The 26,409-nt window shown below is 41.7% G+C and carries 30 protein-coding genes; 4 read left to right on the top strand and 26 right to left on the bottom strand.

All coding sequences use genetic code 11. From position 1 onward, the window contains the following. Positions 1 to 88: 88 nt before the first annotated feature. The 7 genes from NST09_RS07450 to NST09_RS07420 all read right to left on the bottom strand — a co-directional run bounded on the left by NST09_RS07450 (position 89) and on the right by NST09_RS07420 (position 8,812). Positions 89 to 2,008, bottom strand: coding sequence for a stage V sporulation protein D (locus NST09_RS07450; RefSeq protein WP_017359366.1), 1,920 nt, complete (start codon positions 2,006 to 2,008; stop codon positions 89 to 91). Between the two features lie 125 nt (positions 2,009 to 2,133). Next, positions 2,134 to 4,284, bottom strand: coding sequence for a penicillin-binding protein (locus NST09_RS07445; RefSeq protein WP_024720306.1), 2,151 nt, complete (start codon positions 4,282 to 4,284; stop codon positions 2,134 to 2,136). Between the two features lie 7 nt (positions 4,285 to 4,291). Then, entirely contained in the window at positions 4,292 to 4,639 is a 348-nt protein-coding gene (gene ftsL, locus NST09_RS07440) for a cell division protein FtsL (protein WP_025207292.1), read from the bottom strand. A gap of 36 nt (positions 4,640 to 4,675) precedes the next feature. Then, positions 4,676 to 5,608 (bottom strand): 16S rRNA (cytosine(1402)-N(4))-methyltransferase RsmH, encoded by a 933-nt coding sequence (gene rsmH, locus NST09_RS07435; protein WP_007499781.1) that lies wholly within the window; start codon positions 5,606 to 5,608, stop codon positions 4,676 to 4,678. Between the two features lie 66 nt (positions 5,609 to 5,674). Then, positions 5,675 to 6,106, bottom strand: a complete 432-nt coding sequence (gene mraZ, locus NST09_RS07430) for a division/cell wall cluster transcriptional repressor MraZ (RefSeq protein ID WP_003211163.1) — start codon at positions 6,104 to 6,106, stop codon at positions 5,675 to 5,677. 127 nt (positions 6,107 to 6,233) lie between these two features. Further along, positions 6,234 to 7,853, bottom strand: a complete 1,620-nt coding sequence (bshC, locus tag NST09_RS07425) for a bacillithiol biosynthesis cysteine-adding enzyme BshC (RefSeq protein WP_050827235.1) — start codon at positions 7,851 to 7,853, stop codon at positions 6,234 to 6,236. A gap of 65 nt (positions 7,854 to 7,918) precedes the next feature. Then, entirely contained in the window at positions 7,919 to 8,812 is an 894-nt protein-coding gene (locus tag NST09_RS07420; RefSeq protein ID WP_060832310.1) for a 2-dehydropantoate 2-reductase, read from the bottom strand. Between the two features lie 211 nt (positions 8,813 to 9,023). Between NST09_RS07420 and NST09_RS07415 the strand changes: the two genes are divergently transcribed. Beyond that, entirely contained in the window at positions 9,024 to 9,503 is a 480-nt protein-coding gene (locus NST09_RS07415; RefSeq protein ID WP_007499784.1) for an N-acetyltransferase, read from the top strand. Positions 9,504 to 9,547: 44 nt separating this feature from the next. On the opposite strand, the gene gerR is transcribed toward NST09_RS07415, so the two are convergent. The 3 genes from gerR to NST09_RS07400 form a co-directional block, all read right to left on the bottom strand. Further along, positions 9,548 to 10,087 carry a sporulation-specific transcriptional regulator GerR gene (gene gerR, locus NST09_RS07410; RefSeq protein WP_017359370.1) on the bottom strand — a complete coding sequence of 180 codons (540 nt, stop codon included), beginning with the start codon at positions 10,085 to 10,087 and terminating at the stop codon, positions 9,548 to 9,550. Positions 10,088 to 10,224: 137 nt separating this feature from the next. Then, the gene (gene rpmF / locus NST09_RS07405; protein WP_008354700.1) at positions 10,225 to 10,398 is read right to left on the bottom strand and encodes a 50S ribosomal protein L32; all 174 of its coding nucleotides are present in this window, start codon (positions 10,396 to 10,398) and stop codon (positions 10,225 to 10,227) included. A gap of 21 nt (positions 10,399 to 10,419) precedes the next feature. Next, a complete protein-coding gene (locus NST09_RS07400) occupies positions 10,420 to 10,938 on the bottom strand; it encodes a DUF177 domain-containing protein (protein ID WP_008345010.1) in 519 nt (172 codons plus the stop codon). 26 nt (positions 10,939 to 10,964) lie between these two features. Here NST09_RS07400 and NST09_RS07395 point away from each other — a divergent pair, with 26 nt between their 5' ends. Next, on the top strand, positions 10,965 to 12,392 hold the full coding sequence (locus tag NST09_RS07395) for a nucleotidyltransferase (protein WP_144610139.1): 1,428 nt from the start codon (positions 10,965 to 10,967) through the stop codon (positions 12,390 to 12,392). A gap of 33 nt (positions 12,393 to 12,425) precedes the next feature. Here NST09_RS07395 and NST09_RS07390 read toward each other — a convergent pair whose 3' ends face one another. Both NST09_RS07390 and NST09_RS07385 read right to left on the bottom strand, forming a co-directional pair. After that, positions 12,426 to 13,454: a SepM family pheromone-processing serine protease gene (locus tag NST09_RS07390; RefSeq protein ID WP_108611207.1), complete on the bottom strand. Its 1,029-nt coding sequence runs from the start codon at positions 13,452 to 13,454 to the stop codon at positions 12,426 to 12,428. Between the two features lie 4 nt (positions 13,455 to 13,458). Next, positions 13,459 to 14,238: a patatin-like phospholipase family protein gene (locus NST09_RS07385; protein ID WP_108611208.1), complete on the bottom strand. Its 780-nt coding sequence runs from the start codon at positions 14,236 to 14,238 to the stop codon at positions 13,459 to 13,461. A gap of 156 nt (positions 14,239 to 14,394) precedes the next feature. Here NST09_RS07385 and ylbJ point away from each other — a divergent pair, with 156 nt between their 5' ends. After that, positions 14,395 to 15,603 (top strand): sporulation integral membrane protein YlbJ, encoded by a 1,209-nt coding sequence (gene ylbJ, locus NST09_RS07380; protein ID WP_017367185.1) that lies wholly within the window; start codon positions 14,395 to 14,397, stop codon positions 15,601 to 15,603. 13 nt (positions 15,604 to 15,616) lie between these two features. On the opposite strand, the gene coaD is transcribed toward ylbJ, so the two are convergent. The 9 genes from coaD to NST09_RS07335 form a co-directional block, all read right to left on the bottom strand. Beyond that, positions 15,617 to 16,099, bottom strand: coding sequence for a pantetheine-phosphate adenylyltransferase (coaD, locus tag NST09_RS07375; protein WP_007499803.1), 483 nt, complete (start codon positions 16,097 to 16,099; stop codon positions 15,617 to 15,619). Between the two features lie 3 nt (positions 16,100 to 16,102). After that, a complete protein-coding gene (gene rsmD, locus NST09_RS07370) occupies positions 16,103 to 16,660 on the bottom strand; it encodes a 16S rRNA (guanine(966)-N(2))-methyltransferase RsmD (protein WP_007499805.1) in 558 nt (185 codons plus the stop codon). 312 nt (positions 16,661 to 16,972) lie between these two features. Then, a complete protein-coding gene (locus NST09_RS07365) occupies positions 16,973 to 17,245 on the bottom strand; it encodes a YlbG family protein (protein ID WP_008345023.1) in 273 nt (90 codons plus the stop codon). Between the two features lie 65 nt (positions 17,246 to 17,310). Further along, positions 17,311 to 17,760: a YlbF family regulator gene (locus NST09_RS07360; RefSeq protein ID WP_007499807.1), complete on the bottom strand. Its 450-nt coding sequence runs from the start codon at positions 17,758 to 17,760 to the stop codon at positions 17,311 to 17,313. Between the two features lie 57 nt (positions 17,761 to 17,817). Beyond that, on the bottom strand, positions 17,818 to 18,225 hold the full coding sequence (locus tag NST09_RS07355) for a hypothetical protein (RefSeq protein ID WP_025207286.1): 408 nt from the start codon (positions 18,223 to 18,225) through the stop codon (positions 17,818 to 17,820). A 73-nt stretch (positions 18,226 to 18,298) separates the two neighbouring features. Next, the gene (locus tag NST09_RS07350; RefSeq protein ID WP_017359376.1) at positions 18,299 to 18,547 is read right to left on the bottom strand and encodes a YlbE-like family protein; all 249 of its coding nucleotides are present in this window, start codon (positions 18,545 to 18,547) and stop codon (positions 18,299 to 18,301) included. A gap of 19 nt (positions 18,548 to 18,566) precedes the next feature. Beyond that, positions 18,567 to 18,980, bottom strand: a complete 414-nt coding sequence (locus NST09_RS07345; RefSeq protein WP_017367184.1) for a YlbD family protein — start codon at positions 18,978 to 18,980, stop codon at positions 18,567 to 18,569. Between the two features lie 109 nt (positions 18,981 to 19,089). After that, positions 19,090 to 20,133 carry a CAP domain-containing protein gene (locus NST09_RS07340; protein WP_008345031.1) on the bottom strand — a complete coding sequence of 348 codons (1,044 nt, stop codon included), beginning with the start codon at positions 20,131 to 20,133 and terminating at the stop codon, positions 19,090 to 19,092. A gap of 122 nt (positions 20,134 to 20,255) precedes the next feature. Further along, a complete protein-coding gene (locus NST09_RS07335) occupies positions 20,256 to 20,678 on the bottom strand; it encodes a CBS domain-containing protein (protein ID WP_035392645.1) in 423 nt (140 codons plus the stop codon). 161 nt (positions 20,679 to 20,839) lie between these two features. Between NST09_RS07335 and NST09_RS07330 the strand changes: the two genes are divergently transcribed. After that, positions 20,840 to 21,205, top strand: a complete 366-nt coding sequence (locus NST09_RS07330; protein ID WP_008345035.1) for a YugN family protein — start codon at positions 20,840 to 20,842, stop codon at positions 21,203 to 21,205. Positions 21,206 to 21,236: 31 nt separating this feature from the next. Here NST09_RS07330 and ctaG read toward each other — a convergent pair whose 3' ends face one another. The 5 genes from ctaG to coxB all read right to left on the bottom strand — a co-directional run bounded on the left by ctaG (position 21,237) and on the right by coxB (position 26,224). Then, positions 21,237 to 22,115 (bottom strand): cytochrome c oxidase assembly factor CtaG, encoded by an 879-nt coding sequence (ctaG, locus tag NST09_RS07325; RefSeq protein WP_017367183.1) that lies wholly within the window; start codon positions 22,113 to 22,115, stop codon positions 21,237 to 21,239. A 30-nt stretch (positions 22,116 to 22,145) separates the two neighbouring features. Beyond that, positions 22,146 to 22,475, bottom strand: a complete 330-nt coding sequence (gene ctaF, locus NST09_RS07320) for a cytochrome c oxidase subunit IVB (protein ID WP_003211520.1) — start codon at positions 22,473 to 22,475, stop codon at positions 22,146 to 22,148. A 2-nt stretch (positions 22,476 to 22,477) separates the two neighbouring features. Then, a complete protein-coding gene (ctaE, locus tag NST09_RS07315) occupies positions 22,478 to 23,101 on the bottom strand; it encodes a cytochrome c oxidase subunit III (protein ID WP_089374148.1) in 624 nt (207 codons plus the stop codon). Then, complete coding sequence (ctaD, locus tag NST09_RS07310; protein WP_007499823.1) at positions 23,098 to 24,969, bottom strand: cytochrome c oxidase subunit I; 1,872 nt, start codon at positions 24,967 to 24,969, stop codon at positions 23,098 to 23,100. The genes ctaE and ctaD overlap by 4 nt, the downstream gene beginning before the upstream one ends. Positions 24,970 to 25,156: 187 nt before the next feature. Then, complete coding sequence (coxB, locus tag NST09_RS07305; protein WP_342493484.1) at positions 25,157 to 26,224, bottom strand: cytochrome c oxidase subunit II; 1,068 nt, start codon at positions 26,222 to 26,224, stop codon at positions 25,157 to 25,159. Positions 26,225 to 26,409 lie beyond the last annotated feature (185 nt).

Here is a 26,409-nt window from a genome sequence, read left to right as displayed (position 1 = left end):
CACTTTATGCTCTTTTTTTAAAGCGACCCTTCTGTTTCAACAAAAAGAGGCAGCCGAATGAGTGCGGCTACCCTCTGTTCATTCTTTATTATTCATCATTTAAGTATAATCGGATCGTGGAACCTTCTTTGACCTTTGTGCCGGCAGCAGGCGATTGCTTCACCACTTTACTGCCAGTTCCTGAAGCATCAATCTTTAGATTAATCAGGAGTGATTCAAGGTCAGAAACAGATCCTCCTACAAGATTCGGTACCTCAATGGTTTTTGTGTCCAGCCATTGATACTTCTTTTCAATTTGTCCTTTTCTTTTTTTCACGCCCATTTCAGGCAGACTGTCTCGCATAATATGGCCCACAATAGGTGCTGCTACTGTCCCACCAAATTGAATCGTGCCTTTTGGGTTATCTACTGCTACATATACAACAATGCTTGGATCATCCGCAGGTGCAAACCCGATAAATGACACAATGTGGTTATTTTCCATGTACTTTCCGTCTTTTACTTTCTGTGCTGTTCCTGTTTTTCCGCCCACCCGATATCCTTCAACGAATGCATTCCGACCAGTTCCTTGAGCGACTACACTTTCAAGGGCATACCTGATTTCTTTAGACGTCTCCGCTGAAATGACTTTCTTCTTGGCAATTGGTGATTGCTTTTTCACTACCTCTTTTGTAATTGGATCGATCCATTCTTTTGCAATATACGGCGTGTAAAGCGTTCCTCCATTTACTGCGGCTGCCACTGCAGCTACTTGTTGAATCGGCGTAACAGATACACCTTGACCAAAGGCTGTTGTTGCCTGTTCTACAGGACCAACACGATCAAGCGGGAACAAAATTCCTCTACCTTCTCCTTGAAGGTCGATTCCTGTCTTTTGACCAAAGCCGAAATTTTTAATATAAGAAAATAGTTTATCTTTCCCAAGACGGTCGCCTAGCTCGACGAATCCTGGGTTACAAGAGTTTTGTACCACTTCTAGAAACGACTGTGATCCATGTCCTCCCTTTTTCCAGCACCTGAGTCTTGCGCCATCCACTGTCACAGATCCGCTGTCAAAAAAATGATCACGTTTTAAATTTACTTTATTTTCTTCCAGGGCAGCTGCCAGTGTAATGATTTTAAACGTCGATCCTGGCTCATATGTGCTCCACACCGGTAAGTTTCGGTTAAATACTTTTGAATCAACTGATTGATAGTCAGCCGGATCAAAGTCAGGTCTGCTCGACATTCCCAGCACCTCACCATTTTTCGGATTCATGGCTATGGCAATCATACCATCTGGGTTATATTTTGCCTGAGCATTGTCTAGTTCTCGTTCGATGATGGTTTGCACTTTTGAATCAACTGTTAATTTCATATCAAGCCCATCTTTAGGCGGTGTATAATCATCTGCTTCATCTGGCATTTTCTGCCCTTTTGCATCAGAATAAAATTTCACAGAGCCTTTTTCACCTTTTAGGTCATCATCATAGTACGCTTCTAGCCCAAGTAAGCCCTGATTATCAATTCCAGCAAAACCTAATACATGAGATAAGAAACTTCCAAACGGGTAATGTCTGATGCTGTCCTCTGCTACATAGACTCCATCTAAATCAAGCTCTCTGACTTCTTTTGCTTTTTCATGAGATACTTTTCTCCCCTCTGGGGAAATTCGTTCAATAGACGTTTTCTTGGTGACATGCTTGTACGCTTTCTCCTCAGACATATTCAGCACTGCAGCTAATTTTTTGCTTGTTTCTGCTGGGTCTTTCACCTGCCGCGGCACGACTAAAATAGAGGGAGCACTTTTGTTCGTCGCCAGCTCCACCCCATTTCGATCCAAAATATCTCCTCGTTCTGGTTCAAATGGGAGGTTACGGCTCCATGAATCTTTCGCTAAACTTGTCAGCTTCTCGCCCATAATAAACTGCACATATCCTAATCTAGTATCTATGATGAAAAAAATGATCACCCCAAACAGCAGCACGAAAAGCAATCGTTTTCTCACTGTTACACTTGACACTCGCACGCCCGGTTCACTCCTTACATATGGCTTGTTTTCATCATATGCAGGCTCGTCTTTTTATAGAACGATCTCGTCCATCGCTCAAGCAAAAGAAAAAAACCTAGCAAATGATTTGCTAGGTTTTCAAGTTAATTTGGACTTTTGAAGGTCACTGTGACGACTTTATCTGAAATCTCCGCTCCACTTTTCACGCTTTGTTTGACAGCATATCCCTGTCCATTTGTTTCAATATGCACACCTGAAATAGACGCATATTGAAGAACTTCCCTTCTGGACCAGCCTGTCATATCAGGCATTTTAATGGTTTTCCCTGCTGTTTTCAAAAAGACTTTCTGGCTTTCAGAGAATTCAGAGCCCGCATTTGGCCATTGGCGTTTAATGGATAGACCGTCACCAATGACAACAGGTGATAACTTTTTGTTTTTTGCTTCTGTTTCTGCCTGTTTCACTTCTAAATCTAGGAATGACGGCATTGTTTCTTGTTTTATTTTCTGTTTGCCAGATTTTTTATCGTCTGTTTTTGTTGGTGCGATATTTAAATAAAGCAAACTATTTTTCATCACAGGGTTAAAGATTTCTGAAACAGGGGCAGAGCCTGTTTGTGTTTCAGATAGCTGAGGCTGTTGGACAGCCACATAAACGAGTAGCTTCGGATCATCTTTTGGTGCCATTCCCATAAATGAAAAGACGTAATCGTTTCTCCCTTGAAGGTAGCCGCCAGCACCGCCAATTTGTCCTGTGCCCGTTTTCCCAGCGACATCAAAACCTTTGATTTGATATGGCTGTCCTGTGCCAATTTTTGAGGAAACGACCTCACCTAAAATGTCACGGACTTGCTTCGCTGTATCAGAAGAAATTGGTTTTCCTGCCACTGTTGGTTCGTGCTGTAAAATTGTTTTGTTTGTGTTCGGGTCTGTAATATGATCGATTACATATGGCTTCATCATCGTTCCACCGTTTGCAATGGCTGTCGCCGCTTCAATTTGCTGAATTGGGGTAATCGCGGACGCCTGACCATAAGCAGTCGATGCTTTGTCATATTCGTATCTGAAATTGATTTTACTAGACGCTTCGTTCGGCAAGTCTATGCCTGTTTTGTCATAGAAATGGAATTTTTGTAAGTATTGTTCGTAGCGTGTGAAACCTAGCTTTTCTTTTGCCAGTTTCGCAAAAGCTACGTTTGAAGAACGTAGAACACCTTCATGAAAATCAATTTTCCCCCAACCATTTCCGTTGTTATGGTCTCTTACAAGACCGCCGCCTACTTTATAAGTACCAGACTGATACTTGTCACTGCCTTGGTACACTCCTTCTTGGATAGCAGCAGCGAGTGTAAAAATTTTCATCGTTGAACCTGGTTCAAATGCGTAGGAAATGACATCGTTGTTATAATTCGTAATGTCGAGTTCATTTAAATTAAAGCTTGGCCGCTGTCCCATTGCAAGAACTCTTCCAGTTTTCGGATCAACGACTGTCGCAATGATTTTCTTCGGCTTATATTTTTTTGCGACCTGCGTCATACTTTCTTCAAGAAATGCTTGAATTTTTTGGTCGATGGTCAGTGTGACGTTTTTCCCGTCTTTCGGGGCAACGATGTCTTCTTTACTATTCGGAAGTGCCCATCCGCTTCTGTCGCTGTTATACGTTACATAGCCATCTTTTTCTTTTAAATATTTATTCAGAGCCTTTTCTAGACCCATTGCGCCTGACATGTCCTTCGTCGCTTCATCTAATCTAGCATAACCGATTAAGTTCGAAGCAAACATGCCGTTTGGATAATACCTCTTTGTATCTTTTTCAAAGGCGATCCCAGGAAGTTTTAGCTTTTCAATTTTTTCCTTAGTTGAAAAACTAATATCCTTTCCAGCTTTACCAAACTCGACTTGGAATGCATCTTTTGTATTCAGACGCTTTAAAATTTCACTCTCACTCATATCAATGACCTTTGACAGCTCTTTTGCTGTCTTTTCTTTGTCAACGACATGCATCGGATGCTTTGGATCGACCGTCATTTTCTTGCTCATGATCGCAATCAGCTTATACACAGATGTATCTTCTGCAATCACATTTCCGTTTCTGTCTAAAATGGACCCTCTTTTGGCTTCAAGTGTTTTTTTCGATTGATATTGTTCATTGGCTTTTGCAGCTAACACTTGTCCATCGACGGTTCCCGTAATCTGAATATAAATAAAACGTGCAAGGATGATAAAGAAAAACAGGGCGAAGCAAATACTCGCAATTGCCGCGCCTCTGTTCATCATTTTATTCTTTTTAGGCATCGCCATGTTAATCGACCTTCTTAACATCTTTCGACATGCTTAAGCCTGCTTTTTTAGCGGCTTCAATGATTCTCTCTGGTTCACTTAGTAAATCTTTTTGCTTTTGCAGTTCAGTGATCTTTTTCGATTCTAAAGACACTTGCTGTTCTAGCTTCTGCACTTCGATATTTGCGTGATAAACAGCAAAGGCTTTCGAAATGATGAGGATCGAGCTGCACATGAGAGCCATGACAAACATGACAAGTAAGATTTTTTCACCAAGTGTAATAGAACCTCTTCTTCTAATCACAACCGATTGACCTTGTTGCTCGGTTTGATGTTGCTTTACTTCTCTTTGGTAAGCCAAATTACTCATAAGAAACCTCCTTTTTATCATCATCTATGGTGTCGTTTACTTTTTTTCTGCAATTCGGAGCTTCGCTGAACGGGCACGGTTGTTATATTCCAGCTCTTGTTCTGATGCAACGATTGGTTTTCTCGTGATCAGCTTCAGTTTTGGTTCAAGTCCTTCTGGAATCACTGGTAGTCCGTGCGGAAGTTCTGGAAGAGAAGACATTTCTTTAAATGTACTTTTACAAATCCGATCTTCAAGTGAATGGAATGTAATGACAGAAATTCTCCCCTTCGGATTGAGTAACTCTATTGCTTGTTCTAGTGCTTCTTCAAATACTTTCAATTCGTCATTTACGGCAATTCGGATCGCTTGAAATACTCTTTTCGCTGGATGTCCGCCTTTTCGCCTTGCAGGTGCGGGAATTCCTTCTTTAATGATGTCGACAAGCTCACCTGTTGTTTCAATTGGCGCTTTTTTTCTGGCTTCTTCAATTTTGCGTGCGATTTGCTTGCTGAATTTTTCTTCCCCATATTTGTAGAAAATCCGAACTAGATCTTCAAATGGCCATTCATTCACCACTTGTTTTGCCGACAAAGCAGCGGTTTGATCCATTCGCATGTCAAGAGGTGCATCATGGTGATAACTAAAGCCTCTCTCTGGTGTGTCAAGCTGAGGTGATGAAACCCCAAGATCAAAAATCACACCGTCTACGCTTGTAATTCCTTGTTCATTCAGACGTTCTTTTAAATATCGGAAGTTGCTTTTTATGAAAAGAATGTTCGCTTTAACATGTGCGAGCTTCTCTCGTGCATGATCCAGTGCAGCATCGTCTTGGTCAAACCCAATCAATGTACCTTTTTCTGATAATTGAGATAGTAAATATGAGCTATGACCTGCGCCGCCTAGCGTGCAGTCCACATATGTACCGTCTTCTTTGACGTTTAAACCGTCAACTGTTTCTTTTAATAATACTGTCTCATGTTGAAACATGATGATATGGTCCCACCTTTTTCAAATAGAAATGAATGTGTAGAAAGCTTGCTGCACAAGGGATTATTATATATCAAATCCAATCATGTTTTCAGCAATTTCAGCAAAAGAATCTTCTTGCTCTTCTGTATATTGTTCCCAGATCGACTTACTCCACAACTCAATTCGATTTGAAACGCCGATGACCACACATTCTTTTTCGAGTTTTGCATATTGGAGTAGGTTGGATGCGATGTTAATGCGCCCCTGCTTGTCCAGATCACATTCAACTGCGCCGGAGAAGAAGAACCGGGTAAACGCACGTGCATCTTTTTTCGTTAGCGGCAGTGCTTTGAGTTTCTCTTCAATTAGTTTCCACTCACTCATAGGGTAGCCAAATAAACATTGATCAAGCCCTCTCGTCAGCACAAACTGTTCTCCGAGACCGTCTCTAAATTTAGCAGGGATGATCATGCGCCCTTTTGTATCAATCGTATGTTGGTATTCACCCATGAACATGATATTAGAGCCCCACTTTCTCACCCATACTCTCCACTATCCACCACTTCTCTCCACAAAACTTATTTTACACTGTTTCCACATAAAAAAAAACCCTGAACTAGTCAGGGTTCATTAAAACTTTATTTCAAAGTTTGACAATTTGTTGCTTGTTTTGAAATGAAAATGGCAGATTTTTGAACGTTTTGAAGAATTCTGGACCATATTTGTTTAAAAAGTACATGATATTCCAAATTCTTTCTTGTGGTGCTTCGAGTGGTTTTAAACTATTTTCAATCCTTTCAAAATCTCGAAGGATGTATCCTTCCTTCTCTTCCACACGCTTTGCAACCTTTTGATAAACAAATTGAAGCTGGTCTTCTATAAATTTGGCATTTTTATCTAATAGCTGTTCAAAGCTTGGTTCGATCTCTAGCGCTTCTTGTCTCATTGCCTCGTGAACATTCGCTAATTCACGTTTGGCATGTTGAACTGATTGAACGAAGCTGTCTGGAAGACTTTGCTGAAAGTGCGCATCCTTCTTTTCTTTCACGCCTTTTGTCAGCACCTCTTCAACCGACAATTCTCTTATTGGCAGCTTCTTATCAATATGCCTTTCAAGAATGGTGACGTGCAGTCTTGGAAGAACGGGTGCCATTTTGACATCGAAGTACTCGAAGATGCCTTTCAGCTCACCCCAATAGTTCACTTCACCGTGTCCAGCCATAAAAGCAAGCGTTGGAAGAAGGGCTTCCTGCATCAATGGACGGGTCACCACATTATTGCTAAACCGCTCTGGGTGCTCCTCGACTTCCTGCAAAAGCTCATCTTTTGTCCAAGTAAGCCCCACTTCAGATATAGAAAATTGGCCATTCTCTTGTTCAATGAGGAAACGTTCATCATCATATTCGTAAAACAAGTTGGCTTGATGGTCACCAGCTTCAATAATCGGCTGATACCCCGCTTGTTTCATGGCAGCCTGCGTGTTATTTAAGCGAGCCACGATCGCATCACTCGACTCCACAATTTGCTTGAATAACGTACGTTCAAGTGGCTTCACGCCGAAGTCTCCTGAATTCAATAACAGGAGTCCATCTTCTTCAAATAGATCGCAAACAATCCACTCAAAGAAATCAGTAAACGTTTCTGATTTGCGTAAACATCGAAGAAGCTGATCAAACAAGTCATTGGTGTAAGCAGATTCCTCATAGGTTGAAAATACATCACGAAGCCATCTCTCTGTTTTCTCTTGGTGAAGAGGTGTTCTTTTCGCAGCTGTTTTTTTCACATGATGTAATGGAAGCTTTTGTTTGACTGGGCCTTTTTCGCCAGACGTGTACACAAAGTTAATTTCGTCTACGTCGTGATCTTCACCCGCTACCCAAAAGACCGGAATAACAGGAACGCCAAGCGCTGATTCTTTTTCTTTGGCAAACTGAATAATGGAAATGATTTTATGTATGGTATAAAGCGGACCTGCCAGTAAGCCTGCCTGCTGTCCTCCAACCACCATGACGCTCCGTTCATCACGGATCTTCTCAATATTCTCACGCATCGCAGCCGAATCAAATTTCGCATGATATGCGCTCATATAATCCGCTAAAGCCTCGCGCGGGAAGCTCCTTTCCATGAGATCGTCGTATCTCTTTTTCCATGTGTGCTCAGAATGTATATCATAATCAAAAAAAGCAGTCATCTCTTTTTTTTCTTCTATATAATCACGTATGAATAAATTCTGACTTCGGATGGAAAGTTCAGTCAATTGCATGTTTAGAACTTCCTTTCTTCAATAAATAGTTAGTTTCCCGAAAAAAGTATAGCATGTAAATGAGCTCACTCAAAAGATTTTGTTTGCTTTTTTTCCAATACTTCCAAGCTTCTATTCAAGAAAGTGAGGAATGGCGGCGTCATCCCTTGACCTTGAGCTTTTTTTAAAAGGTAGCCAATGATTGCTTTTCTTTCAGTTTGGCGGCCTTTGACGATATCTTGCAGCATCGACGATTGATTGGCAGCCGTTTGATGACAAATTGATTTCACATGAGCCCATAGACGATCTTTCTCAGGCAACCCTAGAATGGAAACCGCTTCTTCAAATGCACATGTCATCATATGTTCATATGCAGGGTTCGATACCAATTCCCCATTATTCACATGTAATAAAGCCGTCAACGGATTAATACACACATTGACGAGCAGTTTTTCCTCCAGTACTTTCTTCCATTCATCTGTATAAACCATTTGAAAATCGCCCGTTGACAGTTCACTACTCATAGGTCCTTTTTCCTCATGCAGAAATGCTCCCCACTTGATGACACCAATTCCTGTATGGTTTACTGCGCGATCAGACACCTTCATTGCGCCATGCTCTACTACACCAATATATAACTGATGTGCCGTTTTCCAGTTCTTTAAATCGACGAGGTGGGCCATTCCGTTCTGCAAAAATAAGATCCGCTGATGAGGCAGTCCCGATAATTCCCCTAGAACATCTTGCAGGTGATGATACTTCACTGTCACAATCAGCAAATCAAATATTCCTTTGACTCCCGTATCGGCTCCAACAGCTGATTGAATGGTTTCCCCTCTCACCATTCGTTCAATGCCTAATGCTCGAATTTCTTCTGCCTGCTGTTTTCTTCTTGTAAAGAGGGTGATGTCATGATGCTCTGATAAATAACTGGCACAAAGCAGACCAATCGCACCACCGCCAATGATTCCAATTTTCAATTGCCGCACTTCCCTTTTTCTGTTTACTTCATGTTATCAACTATTTTACCAGTTTCGTGCTACGATGCAAAAAGCAGATAACGCGCTATGATTGAATTTTTTTAATTAAAAAACTATAATAATAAGTGTAAAAACTTTTTTTAGGCGGATGGGATGAAAACGCCTTCAATGACATCACTGTCGACATTATGTGTGTAAGGGGGAAGATCACATGACACAAGTAAAACGTCTTCTGATTAACTACAAAACATTAGAGGAATTTAAACAATTTAAGGAATATGGCATACAAGAACTTTCCATGCTTGAAGACCTAGAAAGTAATATGATTGAAAATGACAGCAACTCTCCATTTTATGGGATTTACTTTGGAGATAAGCTTGTGGCACGTATGAGCCTCTATCAAGTAGATGGCTCGACGACGACGTATTTTGACCATAATCATGATTATCTAGAGCTGTGGAAACTAGAAGTGCTGCCAGGATATCAGCGTAAAGGATACGGCGAAGCGCTTGTTGATTTCGCAAAATCTTTCGGCCTTCCAATTCGAACGAATCCACGCGTCAAATCTGCCGGTTTTTGGGATAAAATGGGCTTTGAAGCGGTGAAATATGATATGGAACGCGATAAAGGAGAAAACCCACTCATTTGGGAGCCTGCACATATTCAAAAGAACACAGGTGAGTCCGCTTAATCATTAAGAAAACGCCCCTCTTTCCATCTGTGAGGGGCGTTTTCTTATTTTGCGTAATCTTTTAAGCTGATATTCTGTTTGACTCTTTCAACAATACCAATAAGTGCCCGGTAATCTTCTTCTGTCATTTTTAATTGACGTTTCAGCTGTTCATTTTCTTCGGTGAGTGATTTTAATTGATGCTGTGCATCTTTAAGCTCCTCCCGTAAATAAGCTGGACCAGATGGTTCTTTCTCAAGCTGCTCTAGAAACCGAATTACTTCTCGAAGCGTCAGTTCAGTCTGATCAGAAGATGCCTTCTCTTCTATGGTGAACGCATGCTGCGGTAAACCCGAAGAATGGATACCAATTTTTTTACGCAGTTCTTTTCGCTGTTTTTTGGCAAGCTCAATGCCTGCCTGGTACTGCTTTCTGACGTAAGAATTCCACCTGAATCCACATGCTGCTGCTGTTCTTGACAATGCTTTTCCAACCTCTTCAAATGCTGAAAGCTGGGTACCGCCATCTCGGATATGCCTTAAGACAACTTCTGCTAAAAGTAAATCTTCATCTTGTGTCCATGCGTCCTGCCGTGTAATCGTCAACTCATCATCCCCCCTGAATCTGAATACCACATCATATGCGCTTACTAGAGTAGATAGACTATTTGCAGGAGAGAAACCTAAAAATAGATCAATAAAAAAACGCAAGGGAAGATTCCCTCACGTTTTTTTATCAAGCATTAGTTGCTTTTTACGTCTTTGCCTTTGTATGTTCCGCAAGATTTGCAGACACGATGAGAAATTTTCATTTCACCGCATTCTGGGCAAGCTACCATACCAGGTACTTGTAGTTTGAAATGCGTACGACGCAATCTTTTTTTCATTTTAGAAGTTCTTCTAAAAGGTACAGCCATTATTCCCACCTCCTTAAAGAGTTAAGATTCATTATTTTCTTCTAAGAGCTTCTTCAAGCCTTCCAGACGAGGATCAATTCGGTTTTGATGTGCATCTTCCGAAATGACCGCCCAGTCATTCCCTTCCTGTGGTGCAGCACCTTTTACGTCAGCTTGGTCGCAAAAGATTTGCATGGGCACTTCAAGAAGAATTTCTTCCTTGACTATAGGCGTTAAGTCGATGATATCGTCTTCTACAACAGATACGTCTTCATCTTCTATATCGTCTGTCTTATGAAGTACAAATAGTTCTTTTGTTGAAATCGCAAATGGATAATTTACATCAACAAGCGTTCTTGAACAAGGCAATGTCATTTCACCTGTGATGGTTAAATCAAATGCGACTTGCTTTGATTCGATCACTCCAGTCCCTTTCACCTCTACTGGTGAAATACGACGTATATCTGAATGAAGGCTAGTAAGTTCATTTAAGTCAACCGTCTCATGAAAATCGAAGCTGTTTTTAGCTTTTTGATGTAACTGATAAACTGTCCATTTCAATTGTATCACCTCTAAGAGCAACAAACATGATTATAGCTTTCATCATGCTATTTGTCAATATTTTTTCTTTACAGTCCTTCATGACGTCAAAGGGCTGTTTGACATCAGTTCTCGGAATGCCTAAACTGAAAAAAATGGTCTTCATTTTTCCCTTATGCTACTGTAGCACAGACCATTTAACCATAGCAAGAAAGGCGGAACATCTATTGAAAGCAGTGGGAGTCGTTGTCGAGTACAATCCATTTCATTATGGGCATGCCTATCATGTGAATCAGGCGAAAAAACAAACCTCCTCAGATGTTGCCATTGCCGTCATGAGCGGTTCTTTCCTCCAGCGCGGGGAGCCTGCCATCGTCTCAAAATGGGCACGCACAAAAATGGCACTGCAAAACGGCGTAGACATTGTGTGTGAGCTTCCATACATATATGCCGTACAAAAGGCAGAAACCTTCGCCAATGGCGCTGTGTCCATCCTCGATGCATTAAAATGCCATTCTCTTTTTTTCGGCAGTGAGGATGGAGAGATCAATGCATTTGAGCGCACAGCACACGCTTGGCATGAAAAAAAGGCAGAGATTGATCTTTTAACAAAAGAAAAGGTGAAAAAAGGTCTTAGTTATCCCGCAGCAGCTGCTGCTGCGTTTCAAGAAGCCATTCATTCTGAACACTTACTGGATTTGTCCAAACCAAATAACATTTTAGGCTTTCATTATGTTAAAGCCATCTTAGAGAGAGCTCCTCACATGCAGCCTTTTACGTCTCAAAGAATTGCATCTGATTATCATGATGAAGAACTGCCTAACAACCAAAAAATCGCAAGCGCCACAAGTATCCGAAAAGCATTAAAAGAACAGAGCTCATTTCAAGCAGTCACGCCCTACCTCCCGGACGCTACTTTAAAGCAATTACACGACTATCATTCTTCATATGGTCTTTTACATACGCAAGAAGCCTATTTTCGCTTTCTGAAACATGTTTTTCATACAATGGATACGAGTGAACTAGAGGGCATCTATGAAATTGAAGAAGGCATTGAACACCGCATGCAAAAAGCCATGACACATGCGTCTTCCTACGAGGAGTATCTATCACTTGTCAAAACAAAACGATATACGTGGACAAGGTTACAGCGGATGAATACGCATCTATTAATGAACGTGAAGAAAAAGACGATGCACGAGCTGCTTGAAGAGAAAAAAGCGCCCTATATTCGTTTACTTGGAATGACAAGGAAAGGACAACAGTACTTGTCTCTTGTAAAAAAAGAGTTGGATGTACCACTTGTGAGTAAACTGTCTTCCTTTTCACATCCCGCCCTTGATCTTGATATTCGCGCTTCAAGGGTGTTCAGCCTTCCCATCTGTGAACCCATGCAAACAGAGTTAACAAAAGCAGAGTTTAAAACATCACCGATTCGATATGATGAAGAGAGCGGACTCTTTTCATCTCGATAGAAAAAAGCAGCCTGCAAGTCAGGCTGCTCTTTTTTATGATGCTTTCTCTTTTAATTTGTTTAAATAGTTTAGTGCGTCCTGCATGGTATCCACAGGAACGATTTTCATATCACTTTTAATATCTTTTGCTGTTTTGACTGCATTTTTATAGTCAGAGTTTGGGTCACCTTTATCATTCGGTGCAAAGAAGATGTCTTTTCCTGCTTTGTCTGCTGCAACAACCTTTTGATCAATTCCGCCAATCGGTCCGACTGTACCATCTGCATCAATCGTTCCAGTTCCTGCGATCGCATAGCCATGTGTTTCATCTTCTTTTGTCAGCTGATTGTAAATTTCAAGTGACATCATTAAACCAGCCGATGGGCCGCCGATGTTTTCAATATCCACTTTCACAGAAGGAGACACTTTCACATGACGGTCTGTAAATAGTGATACGCCAATTCCCACTCGTTTTGGCTCTTCTTTAAATGGTTTTAACGTCACGTTCTGCGTGATTTCTTTGCCATTACGTTCAAGTACAAAACGGACAGTCGTGCCTGCTTTTTTACTGCTGATATACGAAACCATTTTATCTGCTGACTCATATGTATGGCCGTCGACGCTTTTGATCTTATCGCCCACTTCAATCTTCCCATATGCAGGCATTCCTTTCATCACATAGCTCGCATATACCCCATTAAACGTATAATCTACTTTTTTCCCCGCTTTTGTATAAGCGGCAATCATCGCATTTTCTTGAGAACTTTTCATGAGCTGCAGCTGCCGTTTCATATAATCCTCATCAGACTCTCCGTCCGCTTTAATATTTTCTTCTGGAACGATTTCGTCATACTTGTTCATTTTTGCAAGCAAATACGTATATGGATTGGCTGGACCTACTTTAATGGTCATAAGAGAAAAGCTCCCCTTCTCGCCAAATCCTCCGTCTACTTGAATGTGTGGCGCAATTTCTGTTGCATCACCTGGCTTTGTGACGTAATAGGGCAGTTTCACAAAAGTTAAGCCAAATAAGACTAGAACAACAGCAAAAAAGCTGAGCCAGCGAATATTTAATTTTTTCATTCGATTAACACTCCCATTTATCAATGACATCTTTCAGTTTTTCTTTTAGTTGGTCGGCGGCGAGTTCACCTGCTCCAATCATTTCTTGAACCTGTGTAAACGCACTAGAGCTAAAGGTCTCGAGCTTCGGCCGAATCATGAGATCTGCATGAATGGTTTGGTGACGAACCAATTCATTTTGAAGGATGTCCAAACTTTGCATAATGACATCCGATAATCTCGTTGCCTTTTCTGTTTTTTTCACCCTTGATACATCAGAGGCGATAATGAGGTCTGCCCCCATTTCTTTCAGAACAGAGACTGGAATGCGGTCCACTACCGCTCCATCCACCAATTGCCTGCCGCCTATTTCATGCGGAACAAACACACCCGGAATGCTAATGCTTGCCCTGACTGCTTGTGAGACAGACCCTTCTTTGAACACAACCTTCTCCCCTGTCTGAAGGTCACAGGCGACAATCGCAAGCGGCACGCGCATTTCTTCAATATTCTTCCCATATGTAAACGTGTGAATCAGCTGCAAAATTCGATTTCCTTTTAACAGACCGATTTTTGGCAGTGTATAGTCAGCATAATACTTTCTTCTGAAGACAAGTGCAAGTTTTTTCATTTTTTCTACGTCTTGTCCTGCCGCATAAAAGCTCCCCACAAGAGCACCAATACTGCTTCCTGCGATCATATCCACCTGAATTCCTTGTTTCTCAAGACTAGATAAAACCCCGATATGCGCCATCCCTCTGGCACCCCCGGAGCCCAGCGCAAGCCCGATAATCGGTCGTTTCATGAATCCACCCTCCTCTTTCTATGCATATATACGAATCTATAGGTCTAAACATGCCCCTTCTCATCGTATAGTAATAGAAGACAGGCTCGGCTAGCATCTCTTTTTCTTTAATCACGAGCTCGCCAATAGATTATAACGGCAAGGGGCGACATCTCCATGAAAAAATGGAACACTCTGTTCATCGCTGCTTTTTTTATCTTTTTAACAGCCACTGTGATTACACATCCACAAGCCTCTTTGCAAGCATCGAAAAATGGACTTGCAATGTGGTGGGAAGTGGTTTTTCCATCGCTGCTACCTTTTTTTATTTTGTCCGAGCTATTAATCAGTTTCGGGATTGTTAGATTTGTCGGCGTATTATTAGAGCCATTTATGCGGCCTATCTTTCGGGTGCCTGGTGTCGGCGGATTTGTACTAGCGATGGGAATGGCCTCTGGTTTTCCTTCTGGCGCTAAATTGACGACAAGACTTCGGCAGGAAGGACAGCTGACAAGAATTGAAGCAGAACGCCTTGTGTCATTTACCAATTCTTCAAACCCTTTGTTCATTTTTGGAGCAGTGGCTGTAGGATTTTTTCATCACCCAGCTTTAGGCATTGTGTTAGCCTGTGCGCATTATTTAGGGAATCTCGCGGTTGGGGTGACGATGCGCGGATATAAAGCACGTCATGATGCGCACCTCAGAAGCCGAAAAGGATTTTTATTGCCTCCAATTCGAGAAGCATTCAGCGCTCTTCATACGGCAAGACTCGCAGAAAAAAGACCACTTGGCCAAATATTAAGTGACGCTGTCATGTCATCTGTTCAAACGCTCTTTATGATTGGCGGCTTTATCATTTTATTTTCTGTCTTTAGTCAAATGCTCGCTGTTGTGCATGTAACAGATCTTCTCTCTATCGGGATCGGTTATATACTGATAACGATGCATCTTCCGCCAGAATTAGATCTAGCCATGATTGCGGGTCTATTTGAAATCACATTAGGAAGTCAGCTCACAGGGTCACAAGAGGTTTCCCTGCTCGCTAAAACAATTGTGGTCAGCTTTATTTTAGGATTTAGCGGATTCTCCGTTCAAGCTCAGGTAGCTGGGATATTGGCAGCCACCGATATACGCTTTAAACCGTTTTTCTTCGCCCGTTTGCTTCACGGTATTTACGCAGCCGTCTTTGCCTTTCTGTTATTCAAACCCCTTTACGTCTCTAAAGCAGACATGGCGCTTCCAGCAGGGGCATTTGAAGCAAGCGAGCAAGTCGTGATGTTTAGCAGCGTGTTATGGAATCAGCTTGTATCTGCTGGTCCTCTCATCACCTTGTTCAGTCTGATCGTGTATATTGCGCTCTATTATCAGAAATTAAAAAATGGATGAGTGCACAGTGCACTCATCCATTAAATTTTTCTTTCAGCGCAGCTTCGACCTCTTGCGGTACAAGCTCTTTGACTGATCCATGATACTTCGCTACTTCTTTAACAATGCTTGAACTTAAGAAAGAGTATTGATTATTCGTCATCATAAAGAACGTTTCAATGTCATCATTCAACACTTTGTTCATTGATGTCCCTTGCATCTCGTATTCAAAGTCCGTCACCGCTCTAAGTCCGCGCAAAATGACTTTCGCCTCTTTTTGTTTCGCATAATCAACGAGCAGTCCATGAAAGGATTCCACTTTGATATTTGGTAGCTCCTTTGTTGCTTGACGAATGAGTTCACATCGCTCTTCAACAGTAAAAAGCGGCTTTTTTGACGAGTTATTAAGGACGCACACATATACTTCATCAAAAATCTTTGCCCCTCTTTTGATAATATCCAAATGGCCCAATGTGACTGGATCGAAGCTACCCGGACAAACGGCTATATTCCCCATGCTTTAATTTCCCCGCTTTCTATAGATCGTAATGCCAGTCATTCCGTACATTTCCTGCCTTGAGATATGTAGCTGTCCTGCTTCCTCTGGCAGTGTCACATCTTTATCGTGCTCACACACAATGACGCCATCATCTGCTAATAAGGAATGCTCATCAATCGTATCAAGAAGTGCTTTCAACTTTTGATCTTTATACGGCGGATCAAGGAAGATGGCTTGAAAAGATTCTTCTCGCTTCACTACAGCAGCGAGTGCACGGTTTGCATCATTTCGAAACACTTCACTTTGATCCATCAGCGACAATTGATTCAAGTTGCCTTTAATCGTCTGAATCGCCTTCATATCTCGATCCACAAATATACAATGATCGAACCCTCTAGAAAGCGCTTCAATACCTAAACCACCACTTCCAGCAAATAAATCAAGGGCCCATCCCCCATCAAAATACGGTCCAATCATATTAAAAATGGATTCTTTTACTTTATCTGTTGTTGGTCTTGTTGATTGGCCGGGTACGGCTTTCAGCGTGCGGCCTTTTTTTGTTCCAGAAATCACTCTCATTTTTCCACCACTTTTTCTGCTTGCATCTATTGAATATTGTTTGATGACAAAAAATTCAACATTATCTTACCATATCCACTCCACATGGGACAATGCACTGAATTCCATTCATTTTCTATGTATAGATCACAAAAGAGAGGGTCATACTACTGTTAACAGCATCTGATGTGGTGCTGTTGCCAACCGCGGAGAAGACTTACGTTTCCCCATAAGTTCTTCCTCCGGTTTCTCCTCTCCCTTTGCCTTCTCCTTAATGAATCATTAAGAATAGAAGGACCCCGCGGGTGATGCCGCGGGGGTTTTTTTGTGTCTTTAAAAGCCCACCTTATAGTCATACTCTTTTGCTTTGTCCAATTTCGATTCGTACTCTAATTTAATAAAAGGTTTATAGGAAGGCTCAACACGTTTCACAAATGGCAATGAACTGAGCTTTGCCATGTGGCGCTCAAGATCATTCATATCACAATAAATCACTGCATATTTCATTTTCCTTGAAATATAGTGAACATTCCCAAATTTCCTTAGCGCTTTTGACTGCTTTAACGAATGCAGCCAAACGACCATCCCTTGACGTTTGGTATCCATCTTTTCACCTGCCGCTTTTCAATTCTTTCCGTTCATTATGTAAAAGACGAGACGTTCAAGTCTCGTCAAGATACTTTACAGCCACAGCTGCCTCCTGATCCACAGCCACCGCCGCATGATGATAGACCATCAAAATATGGGTTCCCTGTTGGAACTTTAATATATGCTGATACAGCTTGACCGATTTCAATACTAATCTCATCTAAGATGGATTGAATCGCTGTTTCTGCTTTTTTGAAATCAACCACTGTATCGTGAAGATCTAGCTTTCTTTTGACCTCACGCATTTCTTTTGAGATCGTTCTATAGTCCGGATGGTATTTGCCGAACCGCTGCACATCTTCATATTGCTCTTTTACTTTTGTAAAATGGGCAATAATTTGTTGGGCTTCTTCGTCTTGCTGGAGACGCTTAAAGCAGTTGCGGTAATGTTCAGCCTCCTCCGACTGAAGAATCATGGCAGCCAATTGATTTGCTTCCTCTTGGAGCTCCACAGATTCGATTGTCGCATACATAAATGTTGCACCTCCAATTCATAGTTTACCACGAAACCTATGGATCAGAAAATGCTTTTACGTGACAAATACATCCCATGTCTCTCTTTTCTGCTTATATTCAGGGTGACGAGAATTTAGCACAACGGTCATTTTATGCTTTCCTTTTGAAAGGTGCTTGACCACAAACGCCGCAGTATATTCGTTTCCTGCCCGTTTCCCATCTACATACACAGTAAAATACCCTGTCTTCTTATCCTTTTTCAGGGGTGAAGGTTCAAGGTGAAAATCTTGAAGTGTACTTTCTATATACACAACAGATCCCTGCACTTTGTATTTTAAAAAGCCTTGCTGCTTCATTTCACTTTGCGTCTGCTGCATGACTGGTACTGCTGGTTCTTGCCTAGTTACTTGCTCTTGATCATGTTGACTTTGACATCCGGTGAGAAGAAAAAGCAATGCGCATATTGACAGCATCCATTTCATGTTCTGATTCTCCTTTCGTCTACTTTCATAGGATGCTCATGAAATAGACATCTTAATCAACTCAAAAAAAGCCTCACCCGGCTCCATTTTGATTGCGCATTGCTTGGAACATCTGGATCATCATTTCAGCCATTTGGACACTATTGCTCAACTGGCTTACACGATGAGGAATGGTTTTTTCGTAAAAGTTCATTTTATCTAATTCAAACGAAGTGACATTTTCAGGATGCCGCGTTAACTGTCTATACCAGAGTGGGCGCTGCCTGATGAATTTGATTCGATCCTCTTCGGCCATGACAAACTCTTGTACTTCTCTCCGCACCAAAAGCATCCCCTTTCAATTAATCTTTCCTGAAGGAGAATGGGTGCTGGCTGCCTCCAGATGAACCCTTCTTTGAGCCATTTGATGAAAATTGACCGAGTAAGCTTTGTAAAGAGGAAATAGACTGGCTCATTTTATTAATTTGTTCATTCATTTGATCAGCGTCCATTTTTTTCACAGCAGAAACCATTTTAGACATAAAATCTGCTTTTCCCGGTTCACTTTGCTTAGCGGCTTTTTCTTCTTTTGCTTCTTCCTTTTGTGTTTGCCGGTAAGGAGACCACATATCATCTTCCTCACCAAACATGACCCAATTCTCGTATAAACTTTGCCAGCTTTTTTCTTGCGTCTGCACTTCTTGGATTAATTTCGGATGGCGTCTGACGAACTGTTTAAATTCATCAATGGATGTTTGCTTTTGCTTATTTGTCATATCCTCACCCCCCATACAAATGCCTACTATACTATATACATCTAGATCTATTTTGGTGAGCCCTTTTCATAAAAAAACAGCCGCCATCTGTGCGCAGCTGTTTAAAGGATTAAGACGTTTTCTTAATGAAGTTTTGTGTATAGTACTTTTCTTTCACACCAACGCCAAGGTGCGTGTAATCTTGATTTAACAATGCCTTCCGGTGACCTTCGCTATTCAGCCAGCCTTCTACAGCTGCAGGGCCATCAACATAATTATACGCAATGTTTTCCCCCGCAAGCTGAAATGCGACCTCGCCTCTTTCTAACCGGTCTTTCAGCGTGCCGTATTTTTTAGATTCATGGGAGAAATAATGATGATCTTTCATGTCCTCACTATGCATGAATGCCACTTCAGAGGTTTCATCGTCCCACTTTAAGGTCGGTAGTTTGTACTTATGGCGGATAATATTGGTCATATCAAAAATTTGTTTTTGACTCGACGCTTCAATATCCTTCCACTTTTCGCCTGATATCGCCTCAGGTTCAATTAATTGACCTCGATAAACGACTTCATACGGCTTTTGTTTGACAAATGTATCTGCGTTAAAGGCTCTAATGCTCGAAAGAGTGCTTTCAAACTTATCCATGTAGAGCTGGACATACACATCATCTCCCACTTTCACCGTCGGCCTGGTATTCATATCATCTTCTGAGAATTCAAAGCGATATGAATTTCCCTCGTCCTCTACATGAATGTAAGGAGCGATTTGTGTTTTTTTAAATACTTCACTTGTGGCTTGACCGATTTTAAATGGCTCAACATTCAGCCCATCCCCTGTCGCAAACAAGGTCACCACTTTACTGTCCTTTACCCCTACTTGAATATAGTGTTTCTTCGATTGATTGTATATCCACCAGTCATAATCATATGCGGAAGGATCAATGCGATCTGGTTCCCCTAGCTGTTTAAGCACTTCGTTTGAAGACTTCCCCATAAAGGACATGAGACCTTTTTTCGGAATGTTGATCGGCTTATCGCTAGATGTTTCTTCATTAGACACCTTCGGCTCATTGCTGTTTTCTTTTTCTGGTGAAGATCCATATTGAATAAACAGAACGTACGTTCCAGATATAATCAGGAGGATGAAGAGTGTTTTCAGCACAGTTTTCAAATAAACACCTCCGTTAAATTGGCAAGGTACAAAAAGTACCTTCTACTGTCATTTAAACAAAACTTGCTCCATTTATCAACGACAATACAGCCTATTTAACACGAATTTAAAATATGCCCCTCCTAATGAAGAAATCCTTGGCCATGATCCTGGTCTTGTTGAGAGATTTCCGTCAGAGCATCACCTGCACGATCGTTTGATAAATCTTCAACTGATAAATCCCCAAGGGCTACGATTCCTGTTAGTGCCCCGTTTTTGACAACCGGGATACGGCGGAGCTGATGTTCTGACATCAACCGGACAATTTCTTCTAGGGTTGCATCTTCTTCAGCTGTCAATACTTCCTTCGTCATGAGGACACCAACCTCTTGTGAGTTCGGCTTTTTCTCAGCAATACCTCTAAGTACAAGGTCGCGGTCTGTGACAATACCAACAAGCTGATCTCCGTCGACTACTGGAATGGCACCAATGTCAGCATCTTTCATTTTGACTGCCGCTTCATACGCATTGTCGTCCTTTCGCAACGTCACTACTTTTTTCGTCATGATATCTTTGATTTTTTTCGTTTTCACGTTGATTCCTCCATCCGTTATTTTCTTTATTACTGTAACCAGCTTATAAAAGAACATACCTTTCACAGTTGAAAGTTTAACGCTTTCATACTATGATTGTCAGTAAAGGGAATTTTTATAAGGAGGGGTTTTGGGTGAAGTTTGAAGGTACGGGGATTGAGAAGGTATCAGCTGACTTAAATAAATTAGATTTCATTATGGAAAGTGAAGGATTTGTACGAGCCGATCAATGGGATTATGAGCGTGTGACGTACGACAGGAAGTATAACATGGTAGAGGGGACGTTTTACTTACGGATCTCTGGCTACGCCACTGAAGGAGATGTTGGCTCCAAAAAAGCCCACATCCAGCTGCTGACACCTTTACTTGGAAAACACTATTATCCGCATGGTGTTGAATATGGAGAAGGCGAAGATTTCCCTAAATCTCTTATTCAATCAAGCAAAAAAACGCTGAACCAATTAAAAGAAAAACTAGAAGCGATAACTGCTGAAGCATAAAAAGCACAGCCCCTGCGGCTGTGCTTTTCATTTATTCATATTTCGGAATGAGCGCATCTGGTACGGCATCTTTCGCTCTTTCTTTTCTCGCCCAGTCAAAGAAGACAACAGCAAGAATCGATCCGTATACAATCTCTTGAATGATTTTCATCAAAATAGCACCTAGTTGCTGATCTTCTAGCAGCGGCAATGTATGAAACATGTCAGGACCCGTAAGTGCAAGACCAGCAAGCATATCACTCGGTACGCATAGGTGCAGTGCTTGTATCCATGCGCCGGCATCTGAATAAGTGGCATAGATAGGCGCTTCACTAAACATAATGAGTGCGCAGGCAGGTGTCATTAAAATCCCATCTGCCATAATATACCCAAGCTTTAAAATGCCTGTAATCTGCGGCTGACTTTGCACTTTATGGACAAGCGGCCACCACATGAAAAAGGCAGCGATAAAAATGACAACCGTCATCAATGCGTGATAAAACGGATCTGTTTTAACAAAATCGAACACAAGCGGAATATGATAAAGCGAAAACAACCCGTTAAATCCGAGCAAGGCAATCAACGGCTTAGAAAACAAGCGGAAAATCGGCTGAATACCCCGTGTTTGAATGATCCGCTCCCAAATCGCCGCAGGTAAACCTGTAATAAGAAGCGGCGGGATGACCAAATAGAGCACTGCCATTTGCGCCATATGCGCACTGAACATAATATGCCCCATTAAATCAATCGGGCTCCCCTTCACTGCGTAAAGCAACACAAGCCCCGTGAGAAATAGCGTTTTCTCTTTCACCGTCGCACGGTGCTTTCCCTTCGTCACGAGAAGCAGATAAAAAGCGGCTGCTGCTACAATACATGTCAAATAGTAAGGACTCCATAATGCACGAAATCCAAATATCTCTAAGTTTTCCATTGCTGCGCCTCCTTCAAGGGCAAAGCGAGCTTACCACCAAATAATGGTCAAAAAGGCTAAAACGGTAATAAACGCGACAAACACACCTGAGTAAAGAAACAACGCGGGTGTTTCATGCCCTTTTTGGTTCATGTGCATAAAATAATAAAGCTGAAAAGCTACCTGAATCACTGCAAGCAGTAAAATAAAAGGGACAGCGAACCAATTTCCGACATCTTCAGAGGCGATTGTTAAAAAGGCAACAAACGTTAAACCAATCATCAAGCCGAAAGAAATGAGCTGATGCTTCATTTCTTCGGCATTTTTCTTTTTCCGATAGACAAGATCGACTTTGGACTGATTTGTGTTTTTATTTCCCATTCTTATCCCACCATTCCCATTAAATATACAACGGTAAAGATGAAGACCCACACAACATCAATGAAGTGCCAATAAAGGCTCGCCACATAATATTTTGGTGCATTGTATAAATCGAGTCCGCGTCTCATATTCCGAATCATCAGAGCGGTGATCCAGCAAAGTCCAAATGCGACGTGAGCCCCGTGTGTTCCAACAAGCGTATAGAAGGAAGAGCCAAGTGCAGAGCTCGTAATGGTAAATTCATACGCATGCACATAATGATAAAACTCATAAATTTCTACCCCTAAAAATCCAGCACCTAAAAGAACGGTTACACCTAGCCAAAGCTGCATTTTTTTAAAGGCAAAGTTTTTCATATGATACATAGCATACACACTCGTTAAACTGCTCGTTAACAGAAGCATTGTGGCAATAAAGACAAGTGTGAGGTCAAACATTTCAGTTGTTGTTGCGCCGCCTGCATTTGAATTTTTCAGCGCCAAATAAGTGGCAAACAAAGATGCAAACAGGACCGTTTCTCCCCCAAGAAACAACCAGAACCCGACGAACTTATTCTTTCCTTCTAACGTGGCTTTCTCAGGAGAAGCCGGAAAGGTTTCCGCTGTCATTTTTTGTGGTTCCATTATGCTTTCACCCCTTTGTCATCGTCATCCGTCAAATCTTCTTTGTGAATATGGTATCCATGATCATCTTTAAGAGAGCGAACGAGCATGGTCGCAAACGTGATCCCAAGACCAATGAAGATCACCGGTAGACCCCAGCTGTGTTCTTGACGATACATAAAACCAAACGCTGACACAAATAGACCGAATGAGATAATGATAGGCAAGATGGAATTATTCGGCATGTGAATATCATCGAGCGGTTCAGATGCTGTCATTCCTTTTTTACCATCCATTTTCTCAATCCATAATGGATCAAGCCCCCGTACAAGAGGCAGCTGCTTAAAGTTATATTCTGGAGGAGGTGAAGATACTGCCCATTCAAGCGTTCTTCCATCTCCCCAAGGATCGCCCGATACACGCTCCCCTTTTGCTGTCGTCCAGATGATATTAATCAGCATGATGACAACTGCTACAAACATGAACAGTGCCCCAATCGTACTGACCAAGTTCCCAAGGTCTAGACCCTGACCTGGCAAGAATGTAAAGACTCGGCGCGGCATGCCCCAAAGACCGAGAAAATGCTGGATAAAGAACGTTAAATGGAAACCAACGAAAAACAGCACAAAGCCAATTTTTCCAAGCTTCTCATTCAGTATTTTCCCAAACATCTTCGGCCACCAATAATGCACACCTGCTAAAATACCGAAGACCACACCACCGATAATGACATAGTGGAAATGCGCCACAACGAAGTACGTGTCATGGAACTGATAATCCGCTGCTGCTGCTGCAAGCATGACGCCGGTTACACCGCCAAGTAAGAATGACGGAATGAACGCAACTGAATATAGCATCGGCGTTGTAAACTTCACATTACCGCCCCATATGGTGAGCAACCAGTTAAATACTTTAATTCCAGTTGGCACCGCAATCGCCATTGTGGCTACGGCAAAGATCGCATTGGCAATTGGACCAAGTCCTGTTGTGAACATGTGATGCGCCCACACCATGAATCCAAGGAAACCAATTAATACAGTCGCAAACACCATGGACGAATAACCAAACAATCTTTTTCTTGCAAACACCGGAATGATCTCAGAGAAAATCCCAAATGCCGGCAAAATTAAGATATACACTTCTGGGTGTCCGAAAATCCAGAACAAATGCTCCCAGATGATTGTATTTCCGCCGAGCTCTGGATTAAAAAAGCTCGTATCAAACATTCGATCAAGCATCAGCATCGCAAGCCCTGCTGTCAGCGGCGGGAATGCGAATAAAATTAGTGCAGATGCCACAAACGTCGTCCAGGTAAAGAGTGGCATTCTCATATACGTCATACCTGGCGCTCTCATATTAATAATCGTTGCAAGAAAGTTGATTCCGGCAATTAGCGTACCAATACCCGCTATCTGCAACCCTAAAATATAGAAATCCATGCCGTGCCCTTCTGAATTCAGCGTGAGCGACGCATAGGCAGTCCAGCCTGCATCAGGTGCTCCGCCCATAAACCATCCAAGGTTTAAGAAAATACCACCGAAAAAGAACAGCCAAAAACCAAGTGAATTCACAAATGGAAACGCTACGTCACGTGCACCAATTTGAATGGGTACAACCGCATTCATTAATGCAAATAAAAGCGGCATTGCTGCAAGGAAAATCATCGTTGTTCCATGCATCGTCATGACTTCATTGTAAAACCCTGCACTCACAAAATCATTTTCAGGGATGGCTAGCTGAATACGGATAATCATCGCTTCCAGGCCACCAATTAAAAAGAAAAATCCCCCTGCCACTAAATATAGTATGGCAATTTTTTTGTGGTCAACCGTCGTTAAGTAATCCCATAAGACAGCGCCAAACCCCCGCTTTTTAGCTATTGTACTCACCATGAAATCCCCCTCTTATCTCCCATTTGCCCCTTTTCATATCAATGTCTATCTTCACGTTCTAAAACAGACTATATCTGACAGATGACTTATTCTTGGATGTAGAGACTTATTCGGGAGCTCTTAACAAAAACTTCACATAGATCGTATACCCTTTTGAATGTGCACCACTTCAAGCTGCTCAAGGCATTTACTGTATTTGAAGACCTTTTAAATACTCGTAGAGTGCATCTGCTTCTGAGTCATTTAGTTTAGGATACGTCCCTGTCATCTTATTACCTGGTTTAAAGCTCTCTGGATCTTTCAGCCATGCTTTGACATTTTCTTTGTTCATGTCTTTAATTCCAGCTACTTTTGTCCGCTCTCCGAAGGTTGCAAGGTTTGGAGCAGTCCTTGCCGCCTCTGGCCGTTCATCTCCAGGCTCTACCGCGTGACAGCTTAAACAGTTTTTCTCTTTAAAGAGTTTTTCACCCTCAAGGGCTAGATCTGACGTAGATGCAGGCTTCTTATAATCTGACATCTTTTTCGTCCAGCCTAAAAACTCATCTTGAGAAAGCGTTTTAACTTTAAAGTCCATTAAAGCATGTGATGGACCACAAAGCTCCGCACATTTCCCATAGAAATATTCTCCAGCATCTTTCGTTCGTTTTGAGTCAAATGTTAAATAAAACTTGTTCTCGTTGTCTGTATTTGTATCAATTTTACCCCCAGCCGATGGAACCCAGAAAGAGTGTTTCACATCGGATGCTTTCAGCTTAAAATAAACCTTTTGGTCAGTTGGAACAATCAATTCCTGACTTGTCACAATCCCATAATCAGGGTATTCGAATTCCCACCAATATAAGCTGGCTCTTACATTCACAACAAGTGTTTTTTCAGGATCTCGTTTTTTCTTATCCATGGCGCTTGTATCCCCTAGCTCAAGCGTATATGCCACAACAGGTACAACGAGAATAATGAGTAGAAGTATCGGAATCGCTGTCCACGTAATTTCGAGGTTACGGTTCCCTTCTACCTGTTTAGGAATCGTATCTTCTCCCACTTTAGAACGTTTGAATTTAATGATGACGTAAAAGAAAATGATCGATACAACAATAACGACAAGAACCATAATAAGTGTACTCAGTACCGTTAGGAAAAACTGTTTATCTGCTACTTCCCCAACTGGCTTGAGTGTTGATAAGTATGGTTCACCGCAGCCCGCCAAAACGAGCGTCAGTAAAAGAAACAGTGAATAAACACGCCATTTTCTTATCATAATTTGTCCCAACCCCTTTTGCTTGATCTCCTTTGCCTTTCGGTTTTACCTCTTATTTATAAAATCACCTTTCACCCATCCATAACCCCCGCCTCTTATAAAAGCACTTACATTTCCTCTTTTCATAAAAAAATGATGTTTTTACTCAAAATACCATCTATGTATAAACAGAAAGCCGCCTAAAT

The sequence above is a fragment of the Bacillus sp. FSL W7-1346 genome (assembly GCF_038593335.1).
Classification (GTDB): domain Bacteria; phylum Bacillota; class Bacilli; order Bacillales; family Bacillaceae; genus Bacillus; species Bacillus altitudinis.
This window is presented reverse-complemented; position numbering and strand designations above follow the sequence as displayed.